The 24,770-nt window shown below is 63.9% G+C and carries 23 protein-coding genes and 1 pseudogene; 8 read left to right on the top strand and 16 right to left on the bottom strand.

The features are described 5' to 3' along the window. Positions 1-5: 5 nt before the first annotated feature. Complete coding sequence (locus tag NKH71_RS02905) at positions 6-1,409, top strand: aminotransferase-like domain-containing protein (protein WP_352484216.1); 1,404 nt, start codon at positions 6-8, stop codon at positions 1,407-1,409. 245 nt (positions 1,410-1,654) lie between these two features. Here NKH71_RS02905 and NKH71_RS02900 read toward each other — a convergent pair whose 3' ends face one another. The 3 genes from NKH71_RS02900 to NKH71_RS02890 form a co-directional block, all read right to left on the bottom strand. After that, positions 1,655-2,152 (bottom strand): MaoC family dehydratase, encoded by a 498-nt coding sequence (locus NKH71_RS02900; protein ID WP_023720013.1) that lies wholly within the window; start codon positions 2,150-2,152, stop codon positions 1,655-1,657. Between the two features lie 138 nt (positions 2,153-2,290). After that, entirely contained in the window at positions 2,291-2,719 is a 429-nt protein-coding gene (locus tag NKH71_RS02895) for a phasin family protein (protein ID WP_023720012.1), read from the bottom strand. Between the two features lie 84 nt (positions 2,720-2,803). Further along, positions 2,804-4,108: a DUF445 domain-containing protein gene (locus tag NKH71_RS02890; RefSeq protein ID WP_023720011.1), complete on the bottom strand. Its 1,305-nt coding sequence runs from the start codon at positions 4,106-4,108 to the stop codon at positions 2,804-2,806. A 191-nt stretch (positions 4,109-4,299) separates the two neighbouring features. On the opposite strand from NKH71_RS02890, the gene rirA reads away from it, so the two are divergent. After that, a complete protein-coding gene (gene rirA / locus NKH71_RS02885; protein WP_023720010.1) occupies positions 4,300-4,761 on the top strand; it encodes an iron-responsive transcriptional regulator RirA in 462 nt (153 codons plus the stop codon). A 13-nt stretch (positions 4,762-4,774) separates the two neighbouring features. Here the strand turns inward: rirA and NKH71_RS02880 are convergent, their stop codons facing one another. Genes NKH71_RS02880 through hemP form a run of 5 tightly spaced genes read right to left on the bottom strand, consistent with a single transcriptional unit; the run spans position 4,775 to position 8,880 of the window. After that, on the bottom strand, positions 4,775-5,563 hold the full coding sequence (locus tag NKH71_RS02880; RefSeq protein WP_023720009.1) for a heme ABC transporter ATP-binding protein: 789 nt from the start codon (positions 5,561-5,563) through the stop codon (positions 4,775-4,777). 10 nt (positions 5,564-5,573) lie between these two features. Next, entirely contained in the window at positions 5,574-6,677 is a 1,104-nt protein-coding gene (locus NKH71_RS02875) for a FecCD family ABC transporter permease (protein ID WP_352484214.1), read from the bottom strand. 5 nt (positions 6,678-6,682) lie between these two features. Next, on the bottom strand, positions 6,683-7,591 hold the full coding sequence (locus NKH71_RS02870) for a heme/hemin ABC transporter substrate-binding protein (RefSeq protein WP_352791377.1): 909 nt from the start codon (positions 7,589-7,591) through the stop codon (positions 6,683-6,685). Between the two features lie 11 nt (positions 7,592-7,602). Continuing rightward, positions 7,603-8,664, bottom strand: a complete 1,062-nt coding sequence (locus tag NKH71_RS02865) for a hemin-degrading factor (protein WP_023720006.1) — start codon at positions 8,662-8,664, stop codon at positions 7,603-7,605. A 9-nt stretch (positions 8,665-8,673) separates the two neighbouring features. Then, positions 8,674-8,880, bottom strand: coding sequence for a hemin uptake protein HemP (gene hemP / locus NKH71_RS02860; protein WP_352495978.1), 207 nt, complete (start codon positions 8,878-8,880; stop codon positions 8,674-8,676). Between the two features lie 255 nt (positions 8,881-9,135). Between hemP and NKH71_RS02855 the strand changes: the two genes are divergently transcribed. The 3 genes from NKH71_RS02855 to NKH71_RS02845 are packed head-to-tail and all read left to right on the top strand — an operon-like array spanning position 9,136 to position 13,066. Further along, on the top strand, positions 9,136-11,295 hold the full coding sequence (locus NKH71_RS02855) for a TonB-dependent hemoglobin/transferrin/lactoferrin family receptor (RefSeq protein ID WP_352791376.1): 2,160 nt from the start codon (positions 9,136-9,138) through the stop codon (positions 11,293-11,295). A 2-nt stretch (positions 11,296-11,297) separates the two neighbouring features. Next, positions 11,298-11,732, top strand: coding sequence for a hypothetical protein (locus NKH71_RS02850; RefSeq protein WP_031194295.1), 435 nt, complete (start codon positions 11,298-11,300; stop codon positions 11,730-11,732). Between the two features lie 47 nt (positions 11,733-11,779). After that, positions 11,780-13,066, top strand: a complete 1,287-nt coding sequence (locus tag NKH71_RS02845; protein WP_352495976.1) for an energy transducer TonB family protein — start codon at positions 11,780-11,782, stop codon at positions 13,064-13,066. Positions 13,067-13,127: 61 nt separating this feature from the next. Here the strand turns inward: NKH71_RS02845 and putA are convergent, their stop codons facing one another. Beyond that, complete coding sequence (gene putA / locus NKH71_RS02840; protein ID WP_352852292.1) at positions 13,128-16,739, bottom strand: bifunctional proline dehydrogenase/L-glutamate gamma-semialdehyde dehydrogenase PutA; 3,612 nt, start codon at positions 16,737-16,739, stop codon at positions 13,128-13,130. A 162-nt stretch (positions 16,740-16,901) separates the two neighbouring features. Here putA and NKH71_RS02835 point away from each other — a divergent pair, with 162 nt between their 5' ends. Further along, complete coding sequence (locus tag NKH71_RS02835; protein WP_023720000.1) at positions 16,902-17,354, top strand: Lrp/AsnC family transcriptional regulator; 453 nt, start codon at positions 16,902-16,904, stop codon at positions 17,352-17,354. A 132-nt stretch (positions 17,355-17,486) separates the two neighbouring features. Here NKH71_RS02835 and NKH71_RS02830 read toward each other — a convergent pair whose 3' ends face one another. The 3 genes from NKH71_RS02830 to NKH71_RS02820 form a co-directional block, all read right to left on the bottom strand. After that, a complete protein-coding gene (locus NKH71_RS02830; protein WP_031194293.1) occupies positions 17,487-17,687 on the bottom strand; it encodes a hypothetical protein in 201 nt (66 codons plus the stop codon). Between the two features lie 128 nt (positions 17,688-17,815). After that, entirely contained in the window at positions 17,816-19,015 is a 1,200-nt protein-coding gene (locus NKH71_RS02825) for a cytochrome-c peroxidase (protein ID WP_352894265.1), read from the bottom strand. Positions 19,016-19,022: 7 nt separating this feature from the next. Beyond that, on the bottom strand, positions 19,023-19,469 hold the full coding sequence (locus tag NKH71_RS02820) for a FixH family protein (RefSeq protein WP_352894262.1): 447 nt from the start codon (positions 19,467-19,469) through the stop codon (positions 19,023-19,025). Positions 19,470-19,627: 158 nt separating this feature from the next. Here NKH71_RS02820 and NKH71_RS02815 point away from each other — a divergent pair, with 158 nt between their 5' ends. After that, positions 19,628-20,557 carry a sugar kinase gene (locus NKH71_RS02815; RefSeq protein WP_352894260.1) on the top strand — a complete coding sequence of 310 codons (930 nt, stop codon included), beginning with the start codon at positions 19,628-19,630 and terminating at the stop codon, positions 20,555-20,557. Here the strand turns inward: NKH71_RS02815 and NKH71_RS02810 are convergent. The 3 genes and pseudogenes from NKH71_RS02810 to NKH71_RS02800 all read right to left on the bottom strand — a co-directional run bounded on the left by NKH71_RS02810 (position 20,550) and on the right by NKH71_RS02800 (position 22,998). Then, positions 20,550-21,551, bottom strand: a complete 1,002-nt coding sequence (locus tag NKH71_RS02810) for an NADP-dependent oxidoreductase (RefSeq protein ID WP_352894258.1) — start codon at positions 21,549-21,551, stop codon at positions 20,550-20,552. The genes NKH71_RS02815 and NKH71_RS02810 overlap by 8 nt on opposite strands. Before the next feature lie 90 nt (positions 21,552-21,641). Beyond that, a pseudogene (locus tag NKH71_RS02805) lies at positions 21,642-22,118 on the bottom strand (alpha/beta fold hydrolase); the annotation flags it as partial. 64 nt (positions 22,119-22,182) lie between these two features. Next, complete coding sequence (locus tag NKH71_RS02800) at positions 22,183-22,998, bottom strand: oxidoreductase (protein WP_352894255.1); 816 nt, start codon at positions 22,996-22,998, stop codon at positions 22,183-22,185. A 106-nt stretch (positions 22,999-23,104) separates the two neighbouring features. On the opposite strand from NKH71_RS02800, the gene NKH71_RS02795 reads away from it, so the two are divergent. Further along, positions 23,105-23,689 (top strand): TetR/AcrR family transcriptional regulator, encoded by a 585-nt coding sequence (locus NKH71_RS02795; protein WP_023719992.1) that lies wholly within the window; start codon positions 23,105-23,107, stop codon positions 23,687-23,689. 12 nt (positions 23,690-23,701) lie between these two features. On the opposite strand, the gene NKH71_RS02790 is transcribed toward NKH71_RS02795, so the two are convergent. Further along, entirely contained in the window at positions 23,702-24,700 is a 999-nt protein-coding gene (locus tag NKH71_RS02790) for a LacI family DNA-binding transcriptional regulator (RefSeq protein ID WP_023719991.1), read from the bottom strand. Positions 24,701-24,770 lie beyond the last annotated feature (70 nt).

The following is a 24,770-nucleotide window of genomic DNA, read 5'->3' as shown; positions in this document are numbered from 1 at the left end:
TACGGATGGACGAGCAGACGACAACAGATGAGGGCAGCCGGACGCTTGTCGAAACCGTCATGGCGACGATCAGGCACAGGATCGCCGCGCGCAGCCTGACACCGGGAATGCGGCTGCCTTCGATCCGGGCTTTCGCCAAGGCCATGCAGGTTTCCAAATCCACCGTGGTCGAAGCCTATGAGCGTCTTGCGGCGGAAGGCATGATCCGCTCGCGGCCGGGCTCGGGTTTCTATGCCGCCGGATCGCTGGCTCCGCTGTCACTGGCCGAGATCGGCCCCAGGCTTGACCGTGCTGTCGACCCGCTGTGGGTCTCGCGCCAATCGCTGGAAGCTGGCGACAATGTGCTCAAACCCGGTTGCGGCTGGTTGCCGGCCGCATGGATGCCCGAGGCCGGATTGCGCCGCGCACTGCGGACCATGGCCCGCGCCGACGATGCCGCGCTGACCGATTACGGCACGCCGCTCGGCTTGCCGGCGCTGCGCCATCTGCTGGCGCGGCGCATGGCCGAGCACGGTATCGAAGCCTCCCCGGACCAGATCATGCTGACGGAATCGGGCACCCAGGCGATCGACCTGCTGTGTAGGTTTCTGCTCGAACCGGGTGACACCGTGTTGGTCGACGATCCCTGCTATTTCAACTTCCATGCCCTGTTGCGCGCCCATCGGGCCAAGGTGATCAGCGTTCCCTACACACGCTCGGGGCCGGACATCGAGCTGTTCGCGCAAGCGCTGAACGAGCACCGGCCGCGCCTCTACATCACCAATTCCGCGCTCCACAATCCGACCGGCGCGATATTGTCGCCCGTCGCCGCCCATCGGCTGCTGAAGCTCGCCGACCAGTCGGGGCTGACGATTATCGAGGACGATATCTTCGCCGATTTCGAACATACGCCCGCGCCCCGGCTGGCGGCCTTCGACGGTCTCAGCCGGGTCATCCATATCGGAAGCTTCTCCAAGACGCTTTCGGCATCGGTGCGCTGCGGCTTCATCGCCGCTCCTCGCGACTGGATGGAAGGATTGACCGATCTCAAGATCGCCACGTCCTTTGGCAGCGGGCGGCTTGCATCCGAACTGGTGCTGACGCTGCTGAAGGACGGCCTCTATCGCAAGCACGTCGATCTGCTGCGCGCGCGGCTCTCGCGCGCCGTGGAAGAAACCAGCGCCCGCCTGAAGGCCATCGGCATCGTGCCATGGATAGATCAGCCGGCCGGCATGTTTTTGTGGTGCAGGCTGCCGGAGGGGATAGATGCCGCGGATGTCGCCCGTCACGCTTTGTCGGCCAACGTCGTGCTTGCGCCCGGCAATGCGTTCAGCCTGTCTCGGTCGGCCAGCCGTTTCATGCGCTTCAACGTCGCCCAGTCCGGAGACGACCGGATTTTCAGGGCGCTTGAACAGGCGATGTCGCGCTGATTTGCACCGCCGCACGCCTGTCTGAGCCCGTGTCCTCGGAGACTGTTTCGAAATTCGCTCTGGCGAGTCATATGGTGGTGGTTTCGAGAACCGGAGCGCAGCGGACATTTAGGTCCGTGAGCACCGGCCTACGCCGGCCGTAGCCTTAACTGCCACGACCGCTGATCGGTGCTTCGGCCGGCGAAGGCCGGAAGCGCAGAAAACGCGATCAGATGGCCGCCAGAGTAGAGTTTCCAAACGGTCTCTCAGGTGCCGGCCCGCTTGCGGCGTGCGTAAAGCATGACGAGCGTCTCGGCGGTCAGCGCCGGCCTCTGCTCGCCTTCGATCTCGACCGTATTGGAAGCCTTCATCAGATATTGCCCCGGGCCTTTGTCTTCCATCGACAACAGCGTGGTGCGCAGCCTGATTCGCGAGCCGACCCTGACTGGCGCCACGAAACGCACTTTGTCGAAACCGTAGTTGAAAGCGGCCTGCGTGTTTTCGGGTACGATGCCCATCTCAAGCGCCAGCGCGCCGATGATCGACAGGGTCAGATAGCCATGCGCGATCGTGGTGCGAAACGGGCTTTGCCGCTTCGCCCGCTCGGGATCGACATGGATCCATTGATGATCGCCCGTGCATTCGGCAAACTGGTCGATGCGGTGCTGATCGACCAGCGTCCAGTCCGAGACGCCTAATTCCTGCCCGGCCATCGCCCTGAGTTGCTCGAAGGTCGGCGGCGTCGTGGGCCGTATCTGCGTCATTCCTGCTTTCCCGATCGCTTGCCTGTTCCGGACCACGACGGGCCGCCCCTGTCAATTCGCCAGTGCGATTCCAGCCCATAATCTTCGGCCGCGAACCGCCAGTCTTCGCCGCCGGCAAGCGTGCTGCTGGGGAACAGCTTATTTCTTGTCGTGGCCGGCGCGGATCTCCTCCATCGCCTCCTTGATGCGGCTGCGCAGGATTTCGATGGATTCGGTGCCGGACGCCCTCGCCAGTTCGGCCATCTCGCCGGCATTCTTCAGCGCGGTCTCGAAGGATCTCCTGGCGAACGCCGCCTGCTTCTGCATCATTTCCTGGGGATTGCCGGGCGCCCTGTAGTTTTGTGCCATGTCGGTGATTTCGCGCAGCGTGTCCTGTAGCATCTCGCGTTGCCTGGACAACAGCGCCGACGCTCCGGCGGCACTCGCCCTGGCCGACTTCTCCAGCGCTTCCAGGTTCTTGGCGTGGTGGGCGAGGATCGCCTCGACATCGACATTCGGCAGCTTCAGGTCGCGGCCGAACTTGCCGAACATGTCGATAAAGGACTCGGAATCCGGTCGTTTTGCCATGCTGGTACTCTCCCCCTGTTGCCGTGAACGCCGCCACTGCACGGAAGATAGTGCAGCGAAGCTCAGCGGTCCATTCGGACGAGGTCAGCCGACGAGAAACAGCCGTTCGGCGGTGTAGAGCACGAGCCCGGCAAGGCCACCGATGATCATGCCGTTGAAGCGGATATATTGCAGGTCCTTGCCGATGTTCATCTCGATCAGCCTTGTCAGTTGCGCGAGGTCCCAGCGCTTGACCTGGTCGGCGATGAATTTGGACACGCCGCTCTTCTGGCTTTCGACGAAGGATGCCAGCGCCACGATGAACCCCTGGTTCATGTCGGCCCTGATCTGCGCGTCGTCGGCAAGATGGCGGCCGACCTCGACGAACATGGTGGCGAGATGGTCGCGGATCATCGAATTCGGCGCCTTGGCGTCCTGCTCGATGAACAGCCGCAGGCTCTCCCACATGTCGCCGGCCAGAGCGCTGAGTTCCGGCCGGGCGAGGAAATCTCGCTTCAGCTTTTCGGCGCGCCTGGCATATTGTTTGGATGTCCTCAGCCGCTCGACGAAAGTCGCGACGAAAAGGTCGAATTCGGCGCGCATTGGATGGTGCGGATCGGCGCGCACTTCATCGAGCAGCGAGCCGGCCGACGCAACGATCTTCTTCAACAGATAGGCGTCGGCGCGAAACAGGTTGAACAGCGACGGCAGTTCCTCGCGGATCTTCTCGCGCATCGTCGCCAGCGCCTGCTCGTCGCTCAAGAAGCGGCCGACCACCTTGGTGAACTCGTCGAATAGTTTCTGGTGGCGGCGATCGTCAGTCAGCGCCGACAGCAACTCGGCGGCGAGCGGCGCCAGCGGCACCTTTTCGATCTGCTCCAGCATACGGCTGGTGACGAAGCCGCGCAGTCCGGATTGCTCGACCGCCGCCAGCGTCTGCGGCACCAGCCGGCCGACAAAACGCGACAGGTCGGCGGCGCGGTTCGGGTCGGCCAGCCAGTCCGCGACCAGCGCGGAAAAATCGACTTCGGCGAGCTTTTCGCGCACCGGCTCCGGCGCCAGGAAATTGACCTCGATGAAGCGGCCGAGATTGTCGGCGATTCGGTTCTGGTTCTCCGGGATGATAGCCGTATGCGGGATCGGCAGGCCGAGTGGCCGCCGAAACAGCGCTACCACCGCATACCAGTCGGCCAGCCCGCCGATCGTCGCCGCCTCGGCGAAAGCGGCAACAAAGCCCAACCACGCATGCCGGCTCTCGAACGATTTCGCCGCCGCAAAGATCAGCACGCAAAACGCAAGTGCTGCGGTGGCAGCGAACTTGGTGCGCCTGAGCGCCGAAAGCTTGGCATCGGCGTCGGTGTCGAACCGGGCGAACGCGACGGATGCAAGAACCGGGGCTGGTCGTGACATGGTGGGCCGCTCCTGATCGATCATGCGAACTTATCTAATGTCGCTTCCCACAGAAAGCGCGCCGCTGATCCCGGTGCGCGCAATCGCGCATGCAAACTTGACGCCTGAATTCATCTATTATGCAGCGCCAGTCTGGAATTGTTCCAAACTATAGGCCATATTGACCCCAACCACTGCTATGTGAGGACACAATGCGGCTTACCCGTCAGACCAACTACGCCATGCGCATTCTGATGTATTGCGCCGCCAATACCGAACGGCTGAGCCGCATCCCCGAGATCGCCGCCGCCTATTCGGTATCGGAACTTTTCCTGTTCAAGATCCTGCAGCCACTGGTCGAAAACGGCTTGATCGAAACGGTGCGCGGCAGGAATGGCGGCGTCAGGCTCGGTCGCGCGGCCGAAACGATCAGCCTGTTCGATGTCGTGCGGGTGACGGAGGAAAGCTTTGCCATGGCCGAGTGCTTCGAGAACGACGCCGCCGAATGCCCGCTGGTCGACAGCTGCGCCTTGAATTCGGCATTGCGCGAAGCGCTCAACGCCTTCTTCGCCGTGCTGTCGCGCTACACGATCGCCGATCTGGTGGCGGCGCGCCCGAATGTGCGACACCTGCTCGGCATCGACATGCTGGTGCAACGGGCGCCGGCCGCCTGATTTTTCTGATTGCCTAAGCTGCCGATTGCGGCAAAACGAACGGCATGTTTCCTGCCGGCAACACGCCGACCTTCAGCCGGCAATCGAAGACCTTTTCGATCAGCTCGTCGCTGAGTACCTGTTGCGGCGAACCTGTAGCGGCGAGCCTGCCGCGATGCATGACGAAAATCCGGTCGGCATACATCGCCGTCAAATTGAGGTCGTGCAGGATGGCGACCACGCCGCCGCCCCGTCTGGCGAAATCACGCGCGATGTCCATGATGATCAGCTGGTGTTTGATGTCGAGGCTGGACACCGGCTCATCGAGGAACAAATAGCGCGGCTTGCCGTCGAGCACCGGCGCCCAGACCTGGCAGAGTACGCGGGCAAGCTGCACCCGCTGCTGCTCGCCGCCGGACAATTCCTGGTAGAAGCGGCCGGCAAAACCGTCGAGGTCGACGCGCGCCAGCGCGCGTTCGGGCAGGCGCTGGTCCTCGCCGGGCAGCGCGCCGGAGCGCCCGCCGACCAGGCCCAGCCTGACGATCTCACGCACAGTGAACGGGAAGGACAGCGTCGTCGCCTGCGGCAGCACCGCGCGCACCGTCGCCGCCTCGACCGGCTTCATCGCCGATAGATTGCGGCCGTTGATGGTGACCTCTCCCGAATAGCCAAGATCGCCGGACAGTGCTCTGAGGAAGGTCGTCTTGCCCGAACCGTTGGGGCCGACAATGGCCGCGATTTCGCCCGGCCGCGCCTCGAAATCGACATTGGCGACAATGCGCTTGCCGCCGATCGCCACCGAGACATCGCGCGCTTCGATCATAGGCAAACTTTCACAGGTCGATGACGCCGCGCTTGCGCAGCAGTATCCACAGGAAGAACGGGGCACCGGCGACCGCGGTGACGATCCCAATCGGCAATTCGGCCGGGGCAACGATGGTGCGGGCAACGGCGTCAGCCAACAGCAGCAGCGCGGCGCCGAGCAGCGCCGATGCCGGCAGCAGGTAACGGTTGTCGGGGCCGATCAGCAGGCGCAGCAAATGCGGCACGACGATGCCGACAAAACCGATGCCGCCGCTGACGGCGACCGACGCGCCGACCGCTGCCGAGACGCCGACGATCGCGGTGTATTTCAGCCGCTGCACCGGAATGCCGAGATGGCCGGCCGTCGCCTCGCCAAGCGCCAGCGCGTTGAGGCCGCGCGCCAGGAACGGCATTGCCGCCAGCGCCAGCACGATGATCGGCCCGACGGAGCCGATCTTCTGCCAGGTTGCGCCGCCCAGCGAGCCGAGCTGCCAAAAGGTCAGGTCGCGCAATTGCCGGTCGTCGGCCATGAAGATCAGGATGCCGGTCAGCGCCATGGCAAGCGCCGCCAGCGCGATGCCGGCGAGCAGCATGGTGGCGACCGAGGTCCGGCCTTGCCGTGTCGCGACCTGATAGAGCAGCAATGTCGTCGCCAGCCCGCCGCAGAACGCAGCCAGCGGCAGAGCCAGCGTGCCGAGCGCCGAGGTCAGCGGCGCCAGCATGGTCGAGCCAAGCACGATGACGGCGACCGCACCGAGGCTCGATCCGGCCGAAACGCCGATCAGGCCGGGGTCGGCCAGCGGATTGCGGAACAAACCCTGCATGACGGCACCGGAGACGGCAAGCGATGCGCCGACCAGTACGCCCAGAATGACGCGCGGCAGACGGATGTCATGGATGATCACATGGTCGCGGGCGCTCAATGCCGCGTCGCCGGGCAACGCGCCGAACAGCCAGTCGTGCATGACGCCGATGGCCGAGGCATCGGATGCGCCGGAGGTCAGTGACAACAGCACGGCGATAGCCAGCCCGACGCAGAGCAGCACGATGACGAGGCGGGCGCGCCGCGAACGGTCACCCTCGGCTGCCGTCGCCATGATGCCCGCCGCATCAGCGATCGAATGATCGGCCATCGCGCTCAATCCGTGCCCTGGCCGCCATAGAGCGAGACGGCGAGATCGTGGATAGCGTCGGCCGTGCGCGGGCCGAAGCCGAGCAGATAGCCGCCGTCCATGCGGATCAGCTTGCGGGCGGCACCCGCCGGCGTCGAAGCCACGACAGGGTTCGAAAACAATTCGTCATCCGCGGTGGCCGGTCCGGCATTGTTCATCATCAGGATCACGTCCGGCCTGGCGGTGATGACTGCCTCGTCCGACAATTGCTTGTAGCCGGCAAAGCCGTCGATGGCGTTGATGCCGCCCGCAAGCTTGATGATGCCGTCGGCTGCGGTGTCGCTGCCGGCGGCAAGCAGCTTGCCGCCCTGCATCGACAGCACGAACAGGATGCGCTTGCGCTCCTTGATCGAGGCGGTCTGCTTTTCGGCTGCCTTCAGCTTGGCGTCAATCTCGGCTGCCAGCGCATCGGCCTTGGCGTCGACGCCGAGCGCCTTGCCAACGATGTGGATCTTTTCGAGAATGCCTTGATTATCATAGCGCTCGGGCACCTCGATGAACGGGATTCTTGATTTCTTCAAGACGTCGACGGCTTCCTTCGGTCCGCTGCCGTGCAGGGCCAATATGCCCGACGGATTGACCGACAGCACACCCTCCGGCGACAGCTGGCGCATGTAGCCGACATCGGGCAGTTCCGCCGCCGCTTGCGGATAGCGGCTGGTCGAATCGCGCGCGACAAGGCGATGCTGTTCGCCGAGCGCGTAGACGATCTCGGTGATCGAGCCGCCGATGGCCACGATCCTCGAGCGGTCGGCAAAAGTCGCGATGCCTTCGGCGGCCTGAGCGGGCATCAGCGCGGCGAACGCCAGGAAAACAGCGGCCGCAGGACCAAGCGCCGACCTGGAGACCGATGGCAGCCTGGAGAAAAGAACCATCGTCGTTTTCCTCAGGCTGCGGTCGGGCTTGGGATACGCGGCATGTTTTCGGCCAGAAAGCGCCAGTCTTCGCGCTCGCTTTCGCCCTCATGCCGCTTACCGAAGAACTGGATGATCATCTTGCCGTCGGTGCCATAGACTTCGAGCGACGTGACATGGCCGTCCTTGGTCGGCTTACGCACGGCCCAGACCTCATCGATGTGGTCGGTCCGCAGGTGCAGATGGAAGGTCTCGTCGAGCACATTGAGCCATGGTCCCATCGGCTTGATCGAGGCGACGGGGCCGGAATGGATCTGGATGCAGCCGCGATTGCCGACAAAGCACATGATCGGCATGGCGCCAGCGGCGGCGTGGTTGAACATGGCGCTCACCGCATCGTTATCGACCAGCCAGGCATAATCCTGGCCGACCAAGCGCACCGCCTGCCGGCGGCTGAGCTTCAGTGTCTTCAGCATGCCGAAGAACTGATGCACGTCGGTTAGTTGGCTCCAGCGGTCGCGCAGATGCTCGACGCTGGCCGAATTGTCCGCAGTCTCGATCTCGTCGTCAGCCGCGCCCGCTGAAATCGCCACCGTCGGTTCCTGGTTCGGTGATTCCAGCCCGGCCACCAGCTTCTGATAGGCATAGAGGTTGGATGCGGGTCTGAGATGCACCTTGTGCATCGCCTCGCCTGCGGCGTCGAAGAACTGCAGGCTGCGACGGATGTCGGCGCCGTCGCGCTTTTCCACCGCAAAGCCGTGCGCCCAGACTTTCGGGAAGATGCGCAGGTCGATGTTTTCGCCGAGCACCATGGCATTGTGATTGCCGGTGACGACCTTGTCGTAGACGCCGATCTTCTCGTGCACCGCGCTTTCGTTGCGGGTCAGCGCCATCACCTCACCGACAGCTTCGAGACCAGTCAAAAGGTCGTTGACACGCGGCTCGACCCGCACGACCCCGTCGCCGCAATGCGCGGCGACCAGTTCGGCCTCCGAAATACCGAGTTGGGCGGCGAGGTCGCGCTCGCGCATTTTCGGATTGTCTACCCGTGCCCGTCGGATCTCGTGCGGGGCGGGTTTTACGCGCTGGTCCATTTCCACCACCTACTTGTTGAGGATGAGCTTGCCCTGCCGGGTGATCTTCAGCCGATACAGCGCACCGTGATGTTCGATGCCGATCTCGTGCTCGCCCTGGAACAGCGTGTTGCTGGACAGCGTTCTCACGGCCGATTGGACCCGTTCGAAACGGACGGAATTTTCGTCGGAACGGCGGACGCGATGGCGAAAGTCGCTGGGATTGTGCGTGTTCATGGGTTCGCTCCCTGTTCTGTGCCGGGCATCTGGCTCGGCGCCTGCGTGAAATGCCGATTCAATTCTTGACTCGAATGGTCATGTTATCTAGCAGTGCAATACCGGAGTAAATGAGTCAACATTTAAGACGCCGGACGCGATGAAAAATGCCAGCGAGCCCCAAGCCAGCCAGCATCGAACATGGATTCTTGGAGTTGCAGCATGGGGTTGGCGAATTGGGGACGGCCGGCGGGCAGCGGCCTGGCACACTGTTCTATGACAAGCAAAATGGCCGCGTTGCTGGCCGGCGCGGCGGCGATCCCGCTGCTCGCCGCACCGGCCGGCGCCCAGCAGGCTGCCCAACCGGCAGCCGACCAGCAGCAGACTGACCCGTCTCAACCGCCAGAACAGGCAAAGCCCGCCCCGGCGGGTGCCACGCTGCTCGACAAGATCCTGATCCTCAGCCGCACCGGCGAGACGGCGATCGAGTCGCTTGCTTCAGCCAGCCATGTCGACGAGGAACAGCTAGAGCGCCGCATGGCGACGACGCCCAACGACATGCTGTTCGGTGTGCCGGGTGTCGCCGTCCAGGCCGACGCAAGGCGTGTCAGCTCCAGCATCAACATCCGCGGCCTGCAGGACTTCGGCCGCGTCTCCGTCATCGTCGACGGTGCCCGCCAGAATTTCCAGCGCTCGGATCACGGCACGCAATCGACCTTCTACATCGATCCCGAATTGATCAAATCCGTCGACGTGATCCGCGGTCCGGTCGCCAATACCTACGGCTCCGGGGCGATCGGCGGCGTCGTCTTTTTCGATACCAAGGATGCTCAGGATTTCCTCAAGCCCGACGAGACCTGGGCGGCATCCGCGACCGGGCGTTACGAAACCAACGGTGAAGGCTGGACCACCAGCGCCACCGGCGCCTACCGGATAAACGAGAACTGGGACGTGCTCGGCAACATCGTCTACCGCGACTATGACGACTACAAGCATGGCGGCGGCGACACTGTAGCGGGCACTGGCTTCGACGTCTTGAGCGGCCTCCTCAAGACGACCATCCGCCCCAGCGAAAACAGCGAGCTGAAGCTCGGTTGGATCGGCTCGAACGACGGATGGACCGAGACCAGCGGCAGCGCGCCGGTGAACGACGCCGACCTGAAGGCGAATACCTTCACGGCCCGCTACAACATCACCGACGAAGACAAGAGCTGGCTCGATCTCCACATCAACGCCTCTTACAACAAGACCAAGCTCGATCTGACGACCCTTGTGGCGCAAAACCGGTTTGATCCGGTCACCGGTCTGCCCGTGGTTTTGCCGGCGGGTTCGAAATCGATGTTCGACATCGGCACCTCCGGCATCGACATCTGGAACACGTCGAGATACGAGACCGTTGGGATCGCGCATGAGCTGACCTATGGCGGCGACTGGGTTGGCGACGATGTCGAGACAGGCGGCACGGCGGGCGGCGACAGTTTCTACACGCCCTCGGGCGATAGAAACGTCTCCGGCGCATACGTCCAGGACAAGCTCACCTGGGACTGGCTCGAGGTCATCGCCGGGCTGCGTTACGACAGCTACAAGCTAGACAGCGATGTCGGCGAAACCTCTGGCGACCGGCTGTCGCCACGCATCACAGTGGGCATTTCGCCCTTCGCAAGCGCCAGCCTTTCCGGCCTGCAATTCTACGGCACTTACGCAGAAGGCTACCGCTCCCCTTCGCTATCGGAGACCCTGATCAGCGGCAATCATCCGGCAGGCGTCAGCTTCCCGTTCCTCCCCAATCCCAATCTCAAGCCCGAAACCGGCAAGACCGTGGAGTTTGGCGTCAACTACAGCACCAACGGCGTCATCGAGGCCGACGACGCGCTGCGGCTGAAGGCGGCCTATTTCAACAACAATGTCGACGATTACATCGACGGCGTGACGCTATCGGCGTTCGACCCGACCAGCGGCTGCCCGTTCGGTCCGGGCATCCCGATCTGCTTCCAGTATCAGAATTTCGCCAAGGCCAAGATCCACGGCTTCGAGATGGAGGGCGTCTATGACGCAGCCTGGGGCTTTGCCGGGCTTTCGGCGTCGTTCACCGATGGCCACACGATTTCCTATGAAGGCGAGCGGGCGGACCTTGTCACCGTCCCCTCCTCCCAGGTCACCGGGCAACTCGGCTTTCGCTTCCTCGAGGACAGGCTGACTGTCGGCGGCGAGGTGCAATACAACGGCAAGCCGCAGGGCAACGCGGTGGCCAAGGACTATACGCTGGTCAATGCCTTCGCCAGCTACCAGGCGACCGACAATTTCAAGGTCGATTTCCGCGCCGACAATCTGTTCGACGTCAAATACGCCAACCCACTGAACGCGTCGACCACGAGTATCGTCTACGAGCCCGGCGTCACCCTGAAGCTGGCGGCGACCATGCGGTTTGGAGGCTGACGATGAGGCAAGGCGTGACAGCATCCCTTCGTCTGTTGGCCGCGGCGGTGGCTATGTCGCTTGCGGCGGCTCCGGCATGGACACAGCAGCAAGCGCCGGCGCTGATCCTCGAGCTGAACGGCGCGCAGCCATCCGACAAGGGCTGCCGCCTAACCTTCGTGGTCACCAACAATCTCGGCGCCGGTCTTTCCAAGGCGGCGTTCGAGATCGCGTTGTTCAACGAGGCCGGCGTCGTCGACCGGCTGACCGTGCTCGATTTCAAGGAGCTGCCTGCAGGCAAGACCAAGGTGACGCGTTTCGACCTTGCCGGCACCGATTGCGGCAAGGTCAGCCGCGTGTTGATCAACAGCGCCACGGAATGCGCCGGCGCCGAGCCGAATGCCTGCATGCGCGGGCTGAAGACGCAGACCAGGACCGGCATCGCCTTCGGGGTCTGAATTTGGGACTGGAACCGGCATTCGCGCGAAACACCCTGGCGTGGCCATTGGCCGGTTTCCTGCCGCCGGAACCGGACGATCCCGATTTCGCCATCCCTCGCGGGGTGCTGCATGTTTCGCCGCGCGACAGACCGGAAGACAGTTGCATCGCCGATGCCGACGGCGAATTGACTGCGGTGCCGGCGGAGCCATTGCGGCAGGCACGACAGATGCAGCGGCGCCACAACTGGACGGTGGCGATCGCCTGCTCTTGCGCATTTCACGCAGCGGTGGCGCTGGCCTTTCTCACCCTGCCGGACGACAGGCCAAGCATCGAAGGTGCCGACCAGCAAGGCGAAATGCTGCTCGGCGCCGATCCGCAGCAGGCGGCCGGCGATGTCGGAGACGACCCGGAAGTGACCAACGTAACGATGGTGACCATGCTCGACGCCAAGCCCGTCGAAACGGTCGAGGCGCAGGCAACCGCGGCAGAGGAGGCGCTCCAGCCGGTCACCGATGTGGCGGAAGCATCGGAAAAAGATGTGGTCGAGCCGGTTAGCGAGGCCGTCACGGAAACTGCTCCTCTTGCCGATCGCCCCGAGCCCGCGCCTGCCCAGCCTGTCGAGCCGGCGCGCCCGGATCCATCGCCCGACATTCTCGCGACCGACAGGCTGGTGCCCACTGACGACAATGCCGTGCCGCCGCCAGTCAGCACGGTCGAAAGGGCCGATCCTGCCGAGACGAGTGCTCCGGCACCAGCCGACCCGGCGCCGGCCGAAACGGTTCAGACGGTCGAGACCGTCGTCGCGGCGGAAGAACCGAAGCCGGAAAGGCCGAAGCCCAAGCAGCCGAAGAAGGCAACCGCAAAGAACAAGCCGGCCAGGAAAGCCGAACCAAACGAGCCTGAAAAGCCGGTCTCGCGCAAGAAGGCGGGCAAGGCACTTGCCAAAGCCGATTCCAAGAAGAAAAAGACCGGCTCCGGCGGCCGTGACGAAATGGATGTCGCGCGCGGCACGGCCGACGGCAAGAAGGACGGCAAGATCCTGACTGCCAGCAGGGGCGGCAAGTCCGGCATCGGCAATGCAGCCGTCACAAACTACCCCGGCAAGATCCGATCAAAGCTGGTGCGGGCCTTCAATTCGACACGCACGCGCGCCACGGGCACAGCCACGGTTGCCTTTACCGTCGGTTCGAACGGCAGCGTCCGGTCGGCCAGGCTGACGGGCAGTTCAGGCGTTGCCGCGCTGGACAAGGCCGCTCTCGACGCGGTCCGCCGGGCTTCTCCGTTTCCCCCGATTCCAGACGGAGCCGGTCGCTCGGCCTGGCAGTTCGAGGTGCCGCTCGGTATCAGGTAGCGACCCTCCCCACGCAGAGTCGGCGCCGCCCTGCCCGCGATGAGCGAGCCCTGGCGAAACCCTATGCCGCGGCCAGCAGGCTGGCATTGCCGCCCGCCGCCGTGGTGTCGACGCAGACGGCGCGCTCGTGCGCATAGGCGGCCGGATAATACACTTCGCTGACCAGCGGTACGATCGGGCCGGCGCGGTCGGCGATGACCTTGCGCACGATGCGCGCGGCCTCGGGCATACCGGAAAAGGCGACGACATCGACCCGCAGCGAGCGCGCTTCGACCGGGTCCGGACGGCCGTCGATCGCCGCCAGCGGCAGGCCCTTGCCGGTCAGCGCCGACAGTGCCGCAGGCGCGCCAGGTGCGACGGCGAGCACGGCATTGCCGGCAGCCAGCGCCTGGATCGTCTGCGCAAGCAGGGTATCCGCGTCGGGACCGAGGCACAGCACGCGCCCGCGCGGCGACAGCGACAGCGTGTTGGCCTCGCCGGTCGGCCCGGGCAGGTCGACCTGGCCGAAATCGATGCCGGCGGCGGCACCGATGGCCGCGGCACCCTTGCCGCGCAGATGTTTCCTCAGGATGGCGACGCGATCCGGCCGCGTCGACCAGCCGCCAAAGGCCGGGTCCGGCAGATTGTCGGCGAGCTCGGTCGCCGTCACCTTGCGGCCTTCGGCAAGATGGGTGCCGGCCTCCGGCCCCTTGCGGAAGCGCCGGAGATAATGTGGCCCGCCCGCCTTCGGTCCGGTGCCGGAAAGCCCCTCGCCGCCGAAGGGCTGCGCCCCGACGACGGCGCCGATCTGGTTGCGGTTGACGTAGATGTTGCCAGCATGGATGCCGTCGACGAAATGCTGCGCGCGGCCTTCGATGCGGGTGTGCAGGCCGAAGGTCAGGCCGTAGCCCTTGCGGTTGATCGCGGCGATCACCGCATCGATCTCGTCGGCATCGAAGGTGGCGACGTGCAGCACCGGGCCGAACACCTCGCGTTCCAACTCCTCGATGCTCTTGACCCGAAAGACGTGCGGCGCGACGAAGCGGCCGTCCTTCGGCGCTTCGAGCTTGGCGATCAGCCGGCCCTGCAGGCCCATTTTCGTGCAATAGTCGCGGATCGACGCTTGTGCCTCGTCGTCGATGACCGGGCCGACATCGGTCGAGATCCGCCAGGGGTCGCCGAGGCTGAGCGCTTCCATAGCGCCTTTCAGCATCTCCAGCATCTTCTTCTCGACGTCCTTCTGCACGTAGAGAATGCGCAGTGCCGAGCAGCGCTGGCCGGCGCTCTGGAAGGCGGAGGCGAGGATGTCGCGCACCGCCTGTTCGGGCAGCGCCGTGGAATCGACGATCATGGCGTTGAGGCCGCCGGTCTCGGCAATCAGCATGGCGTCGGGCGCGGCGGTCTCGGCCAGCTGCTTTTCGATCAGCTTGGCGACCTCGGTCGAGCCGGTAAAGCAGACACCGGCAATGCGCGGATCGGCGGTCAGCGGGCCGCCGACCGAGGGACCGTCGCCGGGCAGAAGCTGGATGACGTCTTCCGGCACGCCGGCCTCGCGCAGCAGCTGGACGGCGCGGAAGGCGATCAGCGGCGTCTGCTCGGCCGGCTTGGCGATAACGGAATTGCCGGTGACCAGTGCCGCTGCAATCTGGCCGGTGAAGATGGCAAGCGGAAAGTTCCACGGCGAGATGCAGGCGATGGCGCCACGCGCCTCGGTGCCCGCCTCGGCATTGGCGGCCTCGGCCGCATAGTAGCGCAGGAAATCGACCGCCTCGCGCACCTCGGCAACGCCGTCGGCCAGCGACTTGCCGGCCTCGCGGGCGGCGAGCGCAAAGAACTCGACGGCGTTCGCCTCATAGAGATCGGCCGCGCGGTTGAGGATGGCGGCGCGCTCGGCGACCGGGCGTCTTGCCCATACCGGTTGTGCCTCGACGGCGATGCGCACGGCGGTCTCGACCTGCTTGGCGCCGGCCTCGCTGACCGTGCCGACCACTTCCGAAGGTTTTGCCGGATTGACCACCGGACGCTGCTTGCCGTAGCCGGCGGCGCGGCTGACCGGCTTGGCGTGCCAGCGCTCCGGCCCGGCGAACTCGGCCCTGGCCTTGTCGATCGCCGCCAGCGTCAGCGTGTCGGTGATATCGAAACCCTTGGAGTTGCGCCGGCCGGGGCCAAAGATCGCCGACGGCGGCACGATCGCCGGATTGGCGGCGGGGCCTTGTTTCTCCACCGTTTCGAGCGGGTCGCGGGCAATGTCCTCGGGCTCGACCTCCTCGTCAGTGAGCTGGTGGACAAAGGAGGAATTGGCGCCGTTCTCCAGCAGCCGGCGGACCAGGTAGGCGAGCAGGTCGGAATGCGCGCCGACCGGCGCATAGATGCGGCAGCGCGTGCCTTCGGCCCGCCGCACCGTCTCATGCAGCGCTTCGCCCATGCCGTGCAGGCGCTGGAACTCGAATGTATCGCGCTCCGTCGTCATCGACAGGATGGCGGCGACGGTGTGGGCATTGTGAGTGGCGAATTGCGGATAGATACGGTCGGTCATCGACAACAGCTTCTTCGCGCAGGCCAAGTAGGAGACGTCGGTGTTGGCCTTGCGGGTAAAGACCGGATAGCCGTCGAGCCCGAGCGTCTGCGCCCGCTTGATCTCGGTGTCCCAATAGGCGCCCTTGACCAGCCGCACCATGATGCTGCGGTCGTATTTCCTGGCCAGAGCGTAGAGCCAGTCGATGACGAAGGCGGCGCGCGGTCCATAGGCCTGGACGACGACGCCAAAACCGTTCCAGCCGGCAAGCTCCGGCTCGGCCAACACCCGCTCGATGACGTCGAGCGACAAATCGAGGCGGTCGGCTTCCTCGGCGTCGATGTTGAGCCCCATGCGCGAATGGCGCGCCGCCAGCGCCAGCGACAACAGCCGCTCGGCCATCACCGGCAGCATCTTTTCTTTCTGGGTCACTTCATAGCGCGGATGCAGCGCCGACAGCTTGACCGAAATACCGTGGTTCTGGCGGATGTCGGGGCCGTTGGCGCCGGCATCGAGCGAAGAGATGGCGTCGGCATAGGCCTTGAGATAGCGCAGCGCGTCGGCCTCGGTGCGGGCCGCTTCGCCCAGCATGTCGAAGGAATAGAGATAGCCCTTCTGCGTCATCGGCCGGCCGCGCCTGACGGCCTCGGCGATGGTGCGGCCGAGCACGAACTGCTCGCCCATCTCGCGCATCGCGGCGGCGACTGCCTTGCGGATGACCGGCTCGCCCAGCCGGCGCACCATGGCGCGTAGCGTGCCTTCGATGCCGCCCTCGCCTTCGTCGAGCACGCGGCCGGTCAGCATCAGCGCCCAGGTCGATGCATTGATGAAGATCGAGCTCGAACCGCCCGAATGCGCCGACCAGTCGTGCGGCGCAATCTTGTCGGCGATGAGGTCGTCCATCGTCTCGGTGTCGGGCACCCGCAGCAGCGCTTCGGCCAGGCACATCAGCGCCACGCCCTCCTTGGTCGAGAGGCCGTAGGCGGACAGGAACACTTCCATCAGCCGCGGATCGGACGAGCCGCGCACCGCCCGCACCAGATCGGCGGCACGGGCCGAAATCGCCTTGCGATCGTGCACGGACAGCCCGGCCGCCTCGGCCAGCCGCTTCACCGCCTGGTCTTCGTCGGGCAAATAATTGGCACGGATTTGCTGGCGGATGGTGTCGAGCGCTGGCATGGCGGTCCTGTAGAGCGAGCATAAGGAAGCGGGCCGGCGGTCACCGGACCGAATGGCGCAAGCTAACATAAGTAGGGATTTCGTCCGGTCCAAAGAAATCGACAGGACAGGTCGATTGATCTATCATTATGGCCAATCACCTCCAATTCGACCAGGAATCCGATGGCAGAAGACCAATTGGACCGCATCGACAGAAACATCCTGTCGGCCCTGGGCAGCAACGGCCGGCTTTCCATGTCGGAACTGGCGGCAAAAGTCGGCCTGTCGAAGACGCCGGTGCAGGCGCGGGTGAAGCGGCTGGAGAAGGACGGCTTTATCAGGGGCTACCAGGCGATCGTCGACCGCGAGCGCATGGGCGAAGGCCATGTCGCCTTCGTCCAGGTGAAACTGTCCGACACCCGCTCGGCCGCGCTCGACGCCTTCAACCGCGCCGTGCAGACGGTGCCGGAGATCGAGCAGTGCCACATGATGGCATCGAGCTTCGACTATCTGCTGAAGGTCCGCACCACCGACATCGCCGCCTACCGGCGCGTGCTCGGCGAACGCATCTCGGCCTTGCCGCACGTCGCCCAGACCTCGACCTTCGTGGCGATGGAGACGGTGAAGGATCGGTAGGCGCTCACTGATATCTCGTCAGCTCATCCGGCTCGTTCAAGACGCTCCTGAAATTGCTCCTCGATCGCCCTCAGGAAATGGTCGGACGTCGATGTCCATCCAAAGAGTATCTGCACGAGCGTAATCGAGGCGTCATGATTGCTCCTGGGTGCATCCGACGCGATGGGCGGTGGGGCGGACAGCCCGCTGAATCCCGGAAATGTCGATTCCGGCTCTGTCGAACATCCCGCCTTTCGAGCCGAAGTCATTCTGCATGTCCACGACGAGAACTGCGGTCTTGGCGGGGTCAATTGAAACAGGTTGAGGCTTGGCGTCGATTTCAAGTGGCTGCATTTTATCCTCCCACAGCCTGAGGTATCGCACTTTGCGCCTTGGTTATCATGAGCAGCGACCCTGCATCGTGTCAACGTTATTTGGCGGCCCAAGACGGTGGTCCGCTCTTGTCGCAGACAAACCCGGTCTCACTCCGCCAGCGTCTTCAAAAACGCCACCAGAGCCGCGCGTTCGCGGTCCGAAAGCTGCAGCGGGTGGATCTCGGATACGCCTTCGACACTGGCCGGCGCCTTGGAATAATGCGCCACCACTTCGTCCAGCGAGGAAAACTGCCCGGCATGCATGTAGGGCGGCCGGGTGGCGGCACCGCGCAGCGACGGCGTCTTATACCCACGAATGAGTTCCGGCCCGGCCTTGACCATGAAGCGCAACTCGCGGCAGGCGCTGGCATCACCGTCGCGAAAGGTGCCGAAACAGTTGAACGGATCGGCCTCGACCTGCATCACCGCATCGACACGGCCGCGATCCGGCGGCAGGCCCACGACCGGCGGCACGCCGGTGTTGTGAAAACTGCCGTCGGTAAAACGCGGGCCGTTGTGGCAGGTCACGCAATTGCCCTTGCCGATGAACAGCTTCAGGCCGAGGATTTCCTCCGGCGAAAAGACGGCGTCGCCTTGCGGCTCGGCGCCCACCGCAAGATCGGTGGCAAAACGGTCGAAGCGCGTCTGCGGCGGCGCGATCGAGCGCTCGAAGGCGGCAATCGCCTTGCCGATATTGGCAAAGACGCGATCAACCTCCTCGGCCCGGCTGGCGGGCATGGCGTTCCAGGCCGCCCTCTCTGCATCGGTTCCGAGCGGGCTGGCATTGGCCGGCACGCCCGAAAGGTCCGGCAGCGGCCCGAAGATGCGCTCGTAGCGCTCGCCGAAACGGGCCTTGATGTAATGCGCGAAGGCGGCGCGGTTGCCGGCCTGCTCCAGCGGATTTTCGAGCGGTGTCAGCGCCTGCGCCCACAGGCTGTCGCGCCGCCCGTCCCAGAAGAACCAGGGATCGTGCGCGACGCCGGCCAACGGCATGGTGCGCCGGTTGGTGCGGCCGACGCCGACCGCTTGCGGCAGGTCGTCCTGGAATTGGCGGTCGATCTTGTGGCAGGTCGAGCAGGATACGGTGCCGCCGCCGCTCATCCCGGTGTCGAAGAACAGCGTCGAACCGAGTGCCGCGGCGGCCGGCACATCGGCAAAGCGATTGGTCGTGTCGGGTTTCAGCGGCGGCAGCTTGGACAGCGCCAATGAGGCGACGGTTTGCTTCTCGGCGTCGGAAAACTCCGGCCTGCCGCAGCCGGCGAGCACGGCCACCATCACCAACGCGAGAAGACTGGAAAACCGGCTCATCTTTGGCTCACAGCACCACGTTGAAGACGACAGTGTCCGAACCGGCCGCGGCGGAGATGGCAAAATGCAATTGCCACCACCCGCTCATCGTGAATTTCACGCCGTCGATGCGATAGCGTCCTTCGCCGAGGTAATCGGTCGCCTGCGGGCTGGTCGGCAGACCGTGCTTGTGCTGCGGCATGCCGCCGGAAATCGTTATCGCAGCACCTTCCACCGGCGCACCCTCGACGGTTTTCAGCGTCAGCAGCCAGGACTCCAGTTCGCCCTGCCGGATGACGCCTTTCTCGGGCTCGAAGGTCGCCACGAACAGCTTGTTCGCCGTCGTCCTGGAACGGCCTACATCCGAACTTGGTTGCGGCGCATGCGGCGCCGTCAGATAGACGACGGCCAGCACACCGGCGAGCAAGGCAGCCAGGCCGAGGCCTCCAAGAAGATAACGCCATAACGATGCCAAACCGGTTCCTGTTCTGCGGATAACGTTTCGCTGGGCAGATCGCGTCCCACGCCCCTGTGGGAAATCGCGCCCAGCGCAAGAATCCGCCGTCGCCAAGCATGGCGCTGCCGGCCGCAAAAAGCTACAGCACCGCAATTGCACGGATGGAGGAGTACTTCATGGCAGGAAACGGCGTCGCCTCGATCGGCGAGTGCATGCTCGAGCTTTCGGGCCAGGCCGGGCCGAACTGGCGCATGGGCTTTGCCGGCGACACGTTCAACACTTTATGGGCGCTGCATGCCTTGAGCGGCGAGCGGCCGGCGACCTATGTCTCGGCCTTCGGCGACGACCCGTTCTCGGGCGACCAGATCAAATTCCTCGCCGAAAACGGCATCGGCGTCGGCGCCAGCCCGGTCATAGCGGGCGCCCGCCCCGGCCTCTATGCGATCACGCTGACCGGCGCCGAACGTTCGTTCACCTATTGGCGGGCCGATGCGGCCGCGAGGCAGTTGGCTTCGGACCCAGCCGCTTTACAGAAAAGCCTTGAAAACCAGGCGCTGGTCTATTTTTCCGGAATCACTTTGGCAATCCTCGACGAGGGTGCGCGCAAGGTACTGCTGACGGCCGTGGCCAAGGCGCGCGCGGCCGGCTCGCTGATCGCCTTCGATCCCAATTACCGGCCGCGGCTGTGGCGCCAAAGCGAGGAAGCGCAGGCCGCGATCCTCGAGGCGCTCGCCGTCGCCGACATCGCGCTGCCCACCTTTCCCGACGAGCAGATGCTGTTTGGTGATACGACACCGCAGGAAACAGCCGAACGGCTGCGAAAGCTGGTCGGCGAGGTCGTCGTCAAGAACGGCGAGGAACCGGCGATGATCGCGCAAAATGGAACCTTGCAAACCGTGCCGGCGGTACACGTCGCCACCCCGGTCGACACCACCGGCGCCGGCGACTCCTTCAATGGCGCCTATCTCGCCGCCCGCCTTGCCGGCCATGCGCCGACTGAGGCGGTGCAGCGCGCCCATCGCGTCGCCGCCGCCGTCGTACAGGTGCGCGGCGCCCTGGCGCCGTTCGAGACGCTCAGGGCTGCGTTCGAGGCAACTGCTATCTGACCTTGATGACGACCTTGCCCTTGGCGCGTCCTGTTTCGACATAGGCCAGAGCCTCATTGGTCGCTTCGAATGGAAAGACCCGATCCAGAACCGGGCGGATCGCGCCGGATTCGATTAGGGAGGTGATTTTGCTCAGCTGATCGCCCTGCGCCCACATGAAAAGGAACGAAAACTGCACGGCACGGCGCTTGGCTTTGGCCCGAATTCCGCGGCTCAGGAAGCGCAGCACCAGCCTCAGCATAAAATTCAGTCCCTTTTCCCTGGCAAACTCGGAATCCGGTGGACCCGAGATGGAGATGAGCTTGCCACCCGGTTTCAGCACGCTCAGGGATTTTTCGAGCGTCTTGGCGTCCTGGCTGTTCAAGACGACATCGTAGCCCGACAGAACCTTCTCGAAGTCTTCTTGCCTGTAGTCGACGACAACATCGGCGCCGAGACTTTTCACCAGATCGGCACTCGACGCGCTCGCGGTTGTCGCAACGGTCGCGCCGAGGTGCTTGGCCAACTGAATAGCGAATGTTCCCACGCCCCCGGAACCAGCCTGGATGAAGACCTTCGGTCCCTTCTTCAGGTTTGCCCTGTCGATAAGCGTCTGCCAGGCGGTGAGACCGACCAGGGGAATCGAGGCCGCCTCTTCCATGCTGAGATTCTCAGGCTTCAAGGCCACATCGGCTTCATCCATGGCGATGAACTCGGCGAATGTCCCAATCCGGCCATCGCGCGGCCGCGCATAGACATCGTCGCCGGCCTTGAACTTGCGGACTTTCGATCCCACGCGGATAACCTTCCCAGCCACGTCGTGGCCCAGGATGAAGGGCCGGCGATAGGGCAGGATGAGCTTGAATTCTCCGGTTCTGACCTTGGAATCGAGCAGGTTCACCCCTGCGGCATGAACCTCGACCAGGACATCGCTGTCCTGGAGCTGCGGCTCCGGCATTTCGGCCAGCCGCAGAAGGCCCTTTTTATTATATTTATCGACAACGAATGCCTTCATGGCAGTTACTTTCTAAGAATGTCTGTTGGTGTTCCGCGACAAAACAAGCCGAACGTTTTCAGTTGCATGGCCGCCCTGCGGCAAGACCTCAGCCTCGAGGAAGGACAGGGCTTTCGGGACGAAATCGGCGTAGTTCTGAACTACCCCGCCATGCCCGGCATCCGGATAGATAACCAGATGCGCCCCTGGGATACGCCCGGCGAGATCGTAGGTATTGCTGCTCGGCACCATCCTGTCCTGGTCGCCATTCGCAACCAAAGTGGGAATGCGGATAGCGCTCAGGTCTTGCGGCGCCTGGAGTCCGTAGGCCTTGATCGCCTTGAGTTGCGCGCCGAAGGCGCTCAGCGATACCGCCTTGTCCCGGTTGGACCGGCGCTCTTTCAGCCGTTGCAGAAATGCGTTTGCGGCGCGGCGCCCATTCGGCGTCGTTGTGAAGAAGAGATAGTATTTCGGATCCCGCAAAGTCAGCGCGCCCTTGATCATGTCCACGATCGTCAGCGGCGTCACCTTGTCGATGCCTTCGCCACCGGCCGGCCCCGCGCCAGCTACGATGAGTTTGCGCACAAGGACCTGGCCAAATGTGTTGTGGTTGCTAGTCGCATGTGCGTGAAATCCTCTGCCTCGCTGTTGCTCAGACCGGCAAGCGGAACTGCTTGCGCAGGCTCTTGTCGAACATCCCCGCGGGGGCAAAGCGGCGCAGCAGGCTGACCTGGCGCGCTGCCTTGCCAGCGGTGTAACGCCGTCGCGGACGGGCATCGGTCGCCGCCTTGACGACCACATTCGCCACCACTTCCGGCCGATCGGCTATCGGCATCACATCGCCCAGCAACGCCTTGAGCCCGGCTCGAGCCCGATCGTATTCCTTCAACAGCGAATCCGGCTCGATGCCGTTCTGGTCGAAGACGGTGCGGACGAATGCCGGCTCGATGACGGAAACGCGGACGTTGAAGGCGCGCACCTCGTGGTCGAGCGATTCCGAATAGCCTTCGAGCGCGTGCTTGACTGCCGAATAATGCGCTGAGTATGGCGCGGGTACCAATCCCAGAATGGAGCCGATATTGATGATGCGCCCTTGGCCGCGCTGCCGCATCGACGGCAACACTGCGTTGGTCATCCGCATGACGCCGAACAGATTGACGTCGAACAGGGCTTGTACCTGTGCGACCGAGGATTCCTCGGCACCCCCTAGCAGGCCGACACCGGCATTGTTGACCAGGAGATCGATCCGGCCGGTCTGCGCGAGCACGGTGGTAACGAGCGCAGTGACGGCCGCATCATCGGTCACGTCGCATGCCAGCATGGTCACCCCCTTCCGGCCATTACTGGTCTTGCGGCGACTTGTGCCAAAGACAGTGAACCCCGCCCGCGCCAAGGCCTCGGCGCTGGCGCGGCCAATGCCCGAGGAGGCTCCGGTCACGATTGCGGTTTTTTCAGAATTCCCATCCATTTTTGATGTTCCAGGTTCGAGAGGTCTAGCTTATTTCCACGAATTGAATTATGGTCGTAATATCAGATTATGAGCATAATGCAATAGCAGGACAGGAAAGAAAGACATGCGCTACGAAAAGGGCCGAAAAGACGCGTCACGCAGCCGGATCATGGAGGTCGCCGCCGAACGTTTTCGATCTGACGGCATCGCGGCGTCCGGGCTGGCGACCATCATGAGCGACGCCGGGCTGACGAACGGGGCCTTCTATCCGCACTTTCAGTCCAAGGCGGAGCTCGTCCGTGAAAGCGTGGCGGCGGCCCTGGACGCGCAGTCGCAGCAAGTGCAGGAAGCGTTGGCCGCCGGCGGTCCGGAAATGGCCATAGGGGCATATCTATCGGCCGAGCACCGGGACAATCCTGGAAAGGGCTGCGCTTCGGCCGCGCTACTGCCGGAAATAGCGCGGCAGCCGCCTGAAACGCGGGCCCTCTATGCCGAACGCGCCCAATCCCTGGTGCGTCAGATAGCCGACGCTCTGCCGCCGACCAATGATCCAGAGGGCGTTGCGTTGGGTGTGTTTGCAACGCTCATCGGCGCGCTTCAACTGGCCCGCGCCCTGGAAGGGACGGAATTGTCGGATCGCATCCTTGCAGCGGGAGCAGCTGCCGCAAAGGCGCTGATCCGGCCGGTTCAAGACGAGGTGGCCCCCTGAGGGCAGCCCGGACTATTCGGCCGGCTCGAATCTGCCTTGCACCAAGACTGTCTCCACCGGCCCAAGCGGATTGATGATCCGGCTCTCCAGGACTTCGATAAGTTTGCGTCCAACACCCGCCATATCCACGGAATGAACTCCGATCTTTGCCGGCAGGAAACGTGCCAGCCGCGTGCTGTCACGGGTGACGATGTGGACGTCGCGGCCTGGTGTAAGACCCCGCTTGCCGAGGGCGTGCAACGCTCCCAGCAGGCCCAGTTCGTTGGCGCACGCCAAGCCCGTCGGCGGATCTGATGACGCCAGCAAGCGATCGAACCAGCCTGCGCTCGATTCCATGGTGAACATGCCATGACCGATCAGCGATTGGTCGATCGGAATACCGGCCTCGGCCATTGCCCTTCCATACCCGGAAAGCCGCATGGCACTCGCCTGGTCCTCCGGAACGAGAAGTTGCAGCGCAATGCGTCGACAGCCCTTATCCATGAGCCGCCGGGTCGCCTCGTAGGCAATCTGTTCATTGTCGACATCGACATAGGGATACGCGATATCCAGGTCGGTTCTTCCAAACGCGACGAATGGCATGCGTTTATCCAGCAGCAGCTTGACGCGCGGATCAGCCGACACCAGGCGTGTGATGATCAGGCCGTCTGCGCTGCGCGCCTGGAGCTGCCGCTCCACACTCTCGACGGGATCGTCGTCGGGAGTGGTGGAATAGATGGACAGACTATAACCGGCTTGCCGCGCCGCCAGCGTCATGCCTTCGATTAAAGGAAGCTTCAACAGATCGGACAGATGGTCTCGTGTCTCCATCGGGAGTACTGCCGTCAGCGTCTGCGTTCGACCGGTTTTGAGCGCGCGACCATGATGATTTGGTAAATAGCCGACCCGCTTAGCCGCCTCCTTGACGCGGGCTATGGTCGAGGGCTGCACTTCCGGCCCATCCTTCAGAGCGCGGGATACCGTGGTCACCGAGAGGGAAAGTTCCGCCGCGATCTGCTTTAGATTGGCCATTGTTCGCCCGACTTCGTTTGCGAAAGCGCCGGCTGATTTTGCTGACCGCCAACGTTACCGGATTCGACAT

This window comes from Mesorhizobium sp. M0983, assembly GCF_040318975.1.
In the GTDB taxonomy this organism is placed as follows: Bacteria; Pseudomonadota; Alphaproteobacteria; order Rhizobiales; family Rhizobiaceae; genus Mesorhizobium.
Note: the sequence above shows the minus strand (reverse complement) of the source record. Positions and strands in the feature narration are given on the sequence as shown.

What these genes read in the sequence shown, in the direction of transcription:
- NKH71_RS02905 (WP_352484216.1), top strand. Translation starts at nt 6, where the DNA reads ATGGACGAGCAGACGACAACAGATGAGGGCAGCCGGACGCTTGTCGAA.
- NKH71_RS02900 (WP_023720013.1), bottom strand. Translation starts at nt 2,152, where the DNA reads ATGACGCAGATACGGCCCACGACGCCGCCGACCTTCGAGCAACTCAGG.
- NKH71_RS02895 (WP_023720012.1), bottom strand. Translation starts at nt 2,719, where the DNA reads ATGGCAAAACGACCGGATTCCGAGTCCTTTATCGACATGTTCGGCAAG.
- NKH71_RS02890 (WP_023720011.1), bottom strand. Translation starts at nt 4,108, where the DNA reads ATGTCACGACCAGCCCCGGTTCTTGCATCCGTCGCGTTCGCCCGGTTC.
- rirA (WP_023720010.1), top strand. Translation starts at nt 4,300, where the DNA reads ATGCGGCTTACCCGTCAGACCAACTACGCCATGCGCATTCTGATGTAT.
- NKH71_RS02880 (WP_023720009.1), bottom strand. Translation starts at nt 5,563, where the DNA reads ATGATCGAAGCGCGCGATGTCTCGGTGGCGATCGGCGGCAAGCGCATT.
- NKH71_RS02875 (WP_352484214.1), bottom strand. Translation starts at nt 6,677, where the DNA reads ATGGCCGATCATTCGATCGCTGATGCGGCGGGCATCATGGCGACGGCA.
- NKH71_RS02870 (WP_352791377.1), bottom strand. Translation starts at nt 7,591, where the DNA reads ATGGTTCTTTTCTCCAGGCTGCCATCGGTCTCCAGGTCGGCGCTTGGT.
- NKH71_RS02865 (WP_023720006.1), bottom strand. Translation starts at nt 8,664, where the DNA reads ATGGACCAGCGCGTAAAACCCGCCCCGCACGAGATCCGACGGGCACGG.
- hemP (WP_352495978.1), bottom strand. Translation starts at nt 8,880, where the DNA reads ATGAACACGCACAATCCCAGCGACTTTCGCCATCGCGTCCGCCGTTCC.
- NKH71_RS02855 (WP_352791376.1), top strand. Translation starts at nt 9,136, where the DNA reads ATGACAAGCAAAATGGCCGCGTTGCTGGCCGGCGCGGCGGCGATCCCG.
- NKH71_RS02850 (WP_031194295.1), top strand. Translation starts at nt 11,298, where the DNA reads ATGAGGCAAGGCGTGACAGCATCCCTTCGTCTGTTGGCCGCGGCGGTG.
- putA (WP_352852292.1), bottom strand. Translation starts at nt 16,739, where the DNA reads ATGCCAGCGCTCGACACCATCCGCCAGCAAATCCGTGCCAATTATTTG.
- NKH71_RS02835 (WP_023720000.1), top strand. Translation starts at nt 16,902, where the DNA reads ATGGCAGAAGACCAATTGGACCGCATCGACAGAAACATCCTGTCGGCC.
- NKH71_RS02830 (WP_031194293.1), bottom strand. Translation starts at nt 17,687, where the DNA reads ATGCAGCCACTTGAAATCGACGCCAAGCCTCAACCTGTTTCAATTGAC.
- NKH71_RS02825 (WP_352894265.1), bottom strand. Translation starts at nt 19,015, where the DNA reads ATGAGCCGGTTTTCCAGTCTTCTCGCGTTGGTGATGGTGGCCGTGCTC.
- NKH71_RS02815 (WP_352894260.1), top strand. Translation starts at nt 19,628, where the DNA reads ATGGCAGGAAACGGCGTCGCCTCGATCGGCGAGTGCATGCTCGAGCTT.
- NKH71_RS02810 (WP_352894258.1), bottom strand. Translation starts at nt 21,551, where the DNA reads ATGAAGGCATTCGTTGTCGATAAATATAATAAAAAGGGCCTTCTGCGG.
- NKH71_RS02800 (WP_352894255.1), bottom strand. Translation starts at nt 22,998, where the DNA reads ATGGATGGGAATTCTGAAAAAACCGCAATCGTGACCGGAGCCTCCTCG.
- NKH71_RS02795 (WP_023719992.1), top strand. Translation starts at nt 23,105, where the DNA reads ATGCGCTACGAAAAGGGCCGAAAAGACGCGTCACGCAGCCGGATCATG.
- NKH71_RS02790 (WP_023719991.1), bottom strand. Translation starts at nt 24,700, where the DNA reads ATGGCCAATCTAAAGCAGATCGCGGCGGAACTTTCCCTCTCGGTGACC.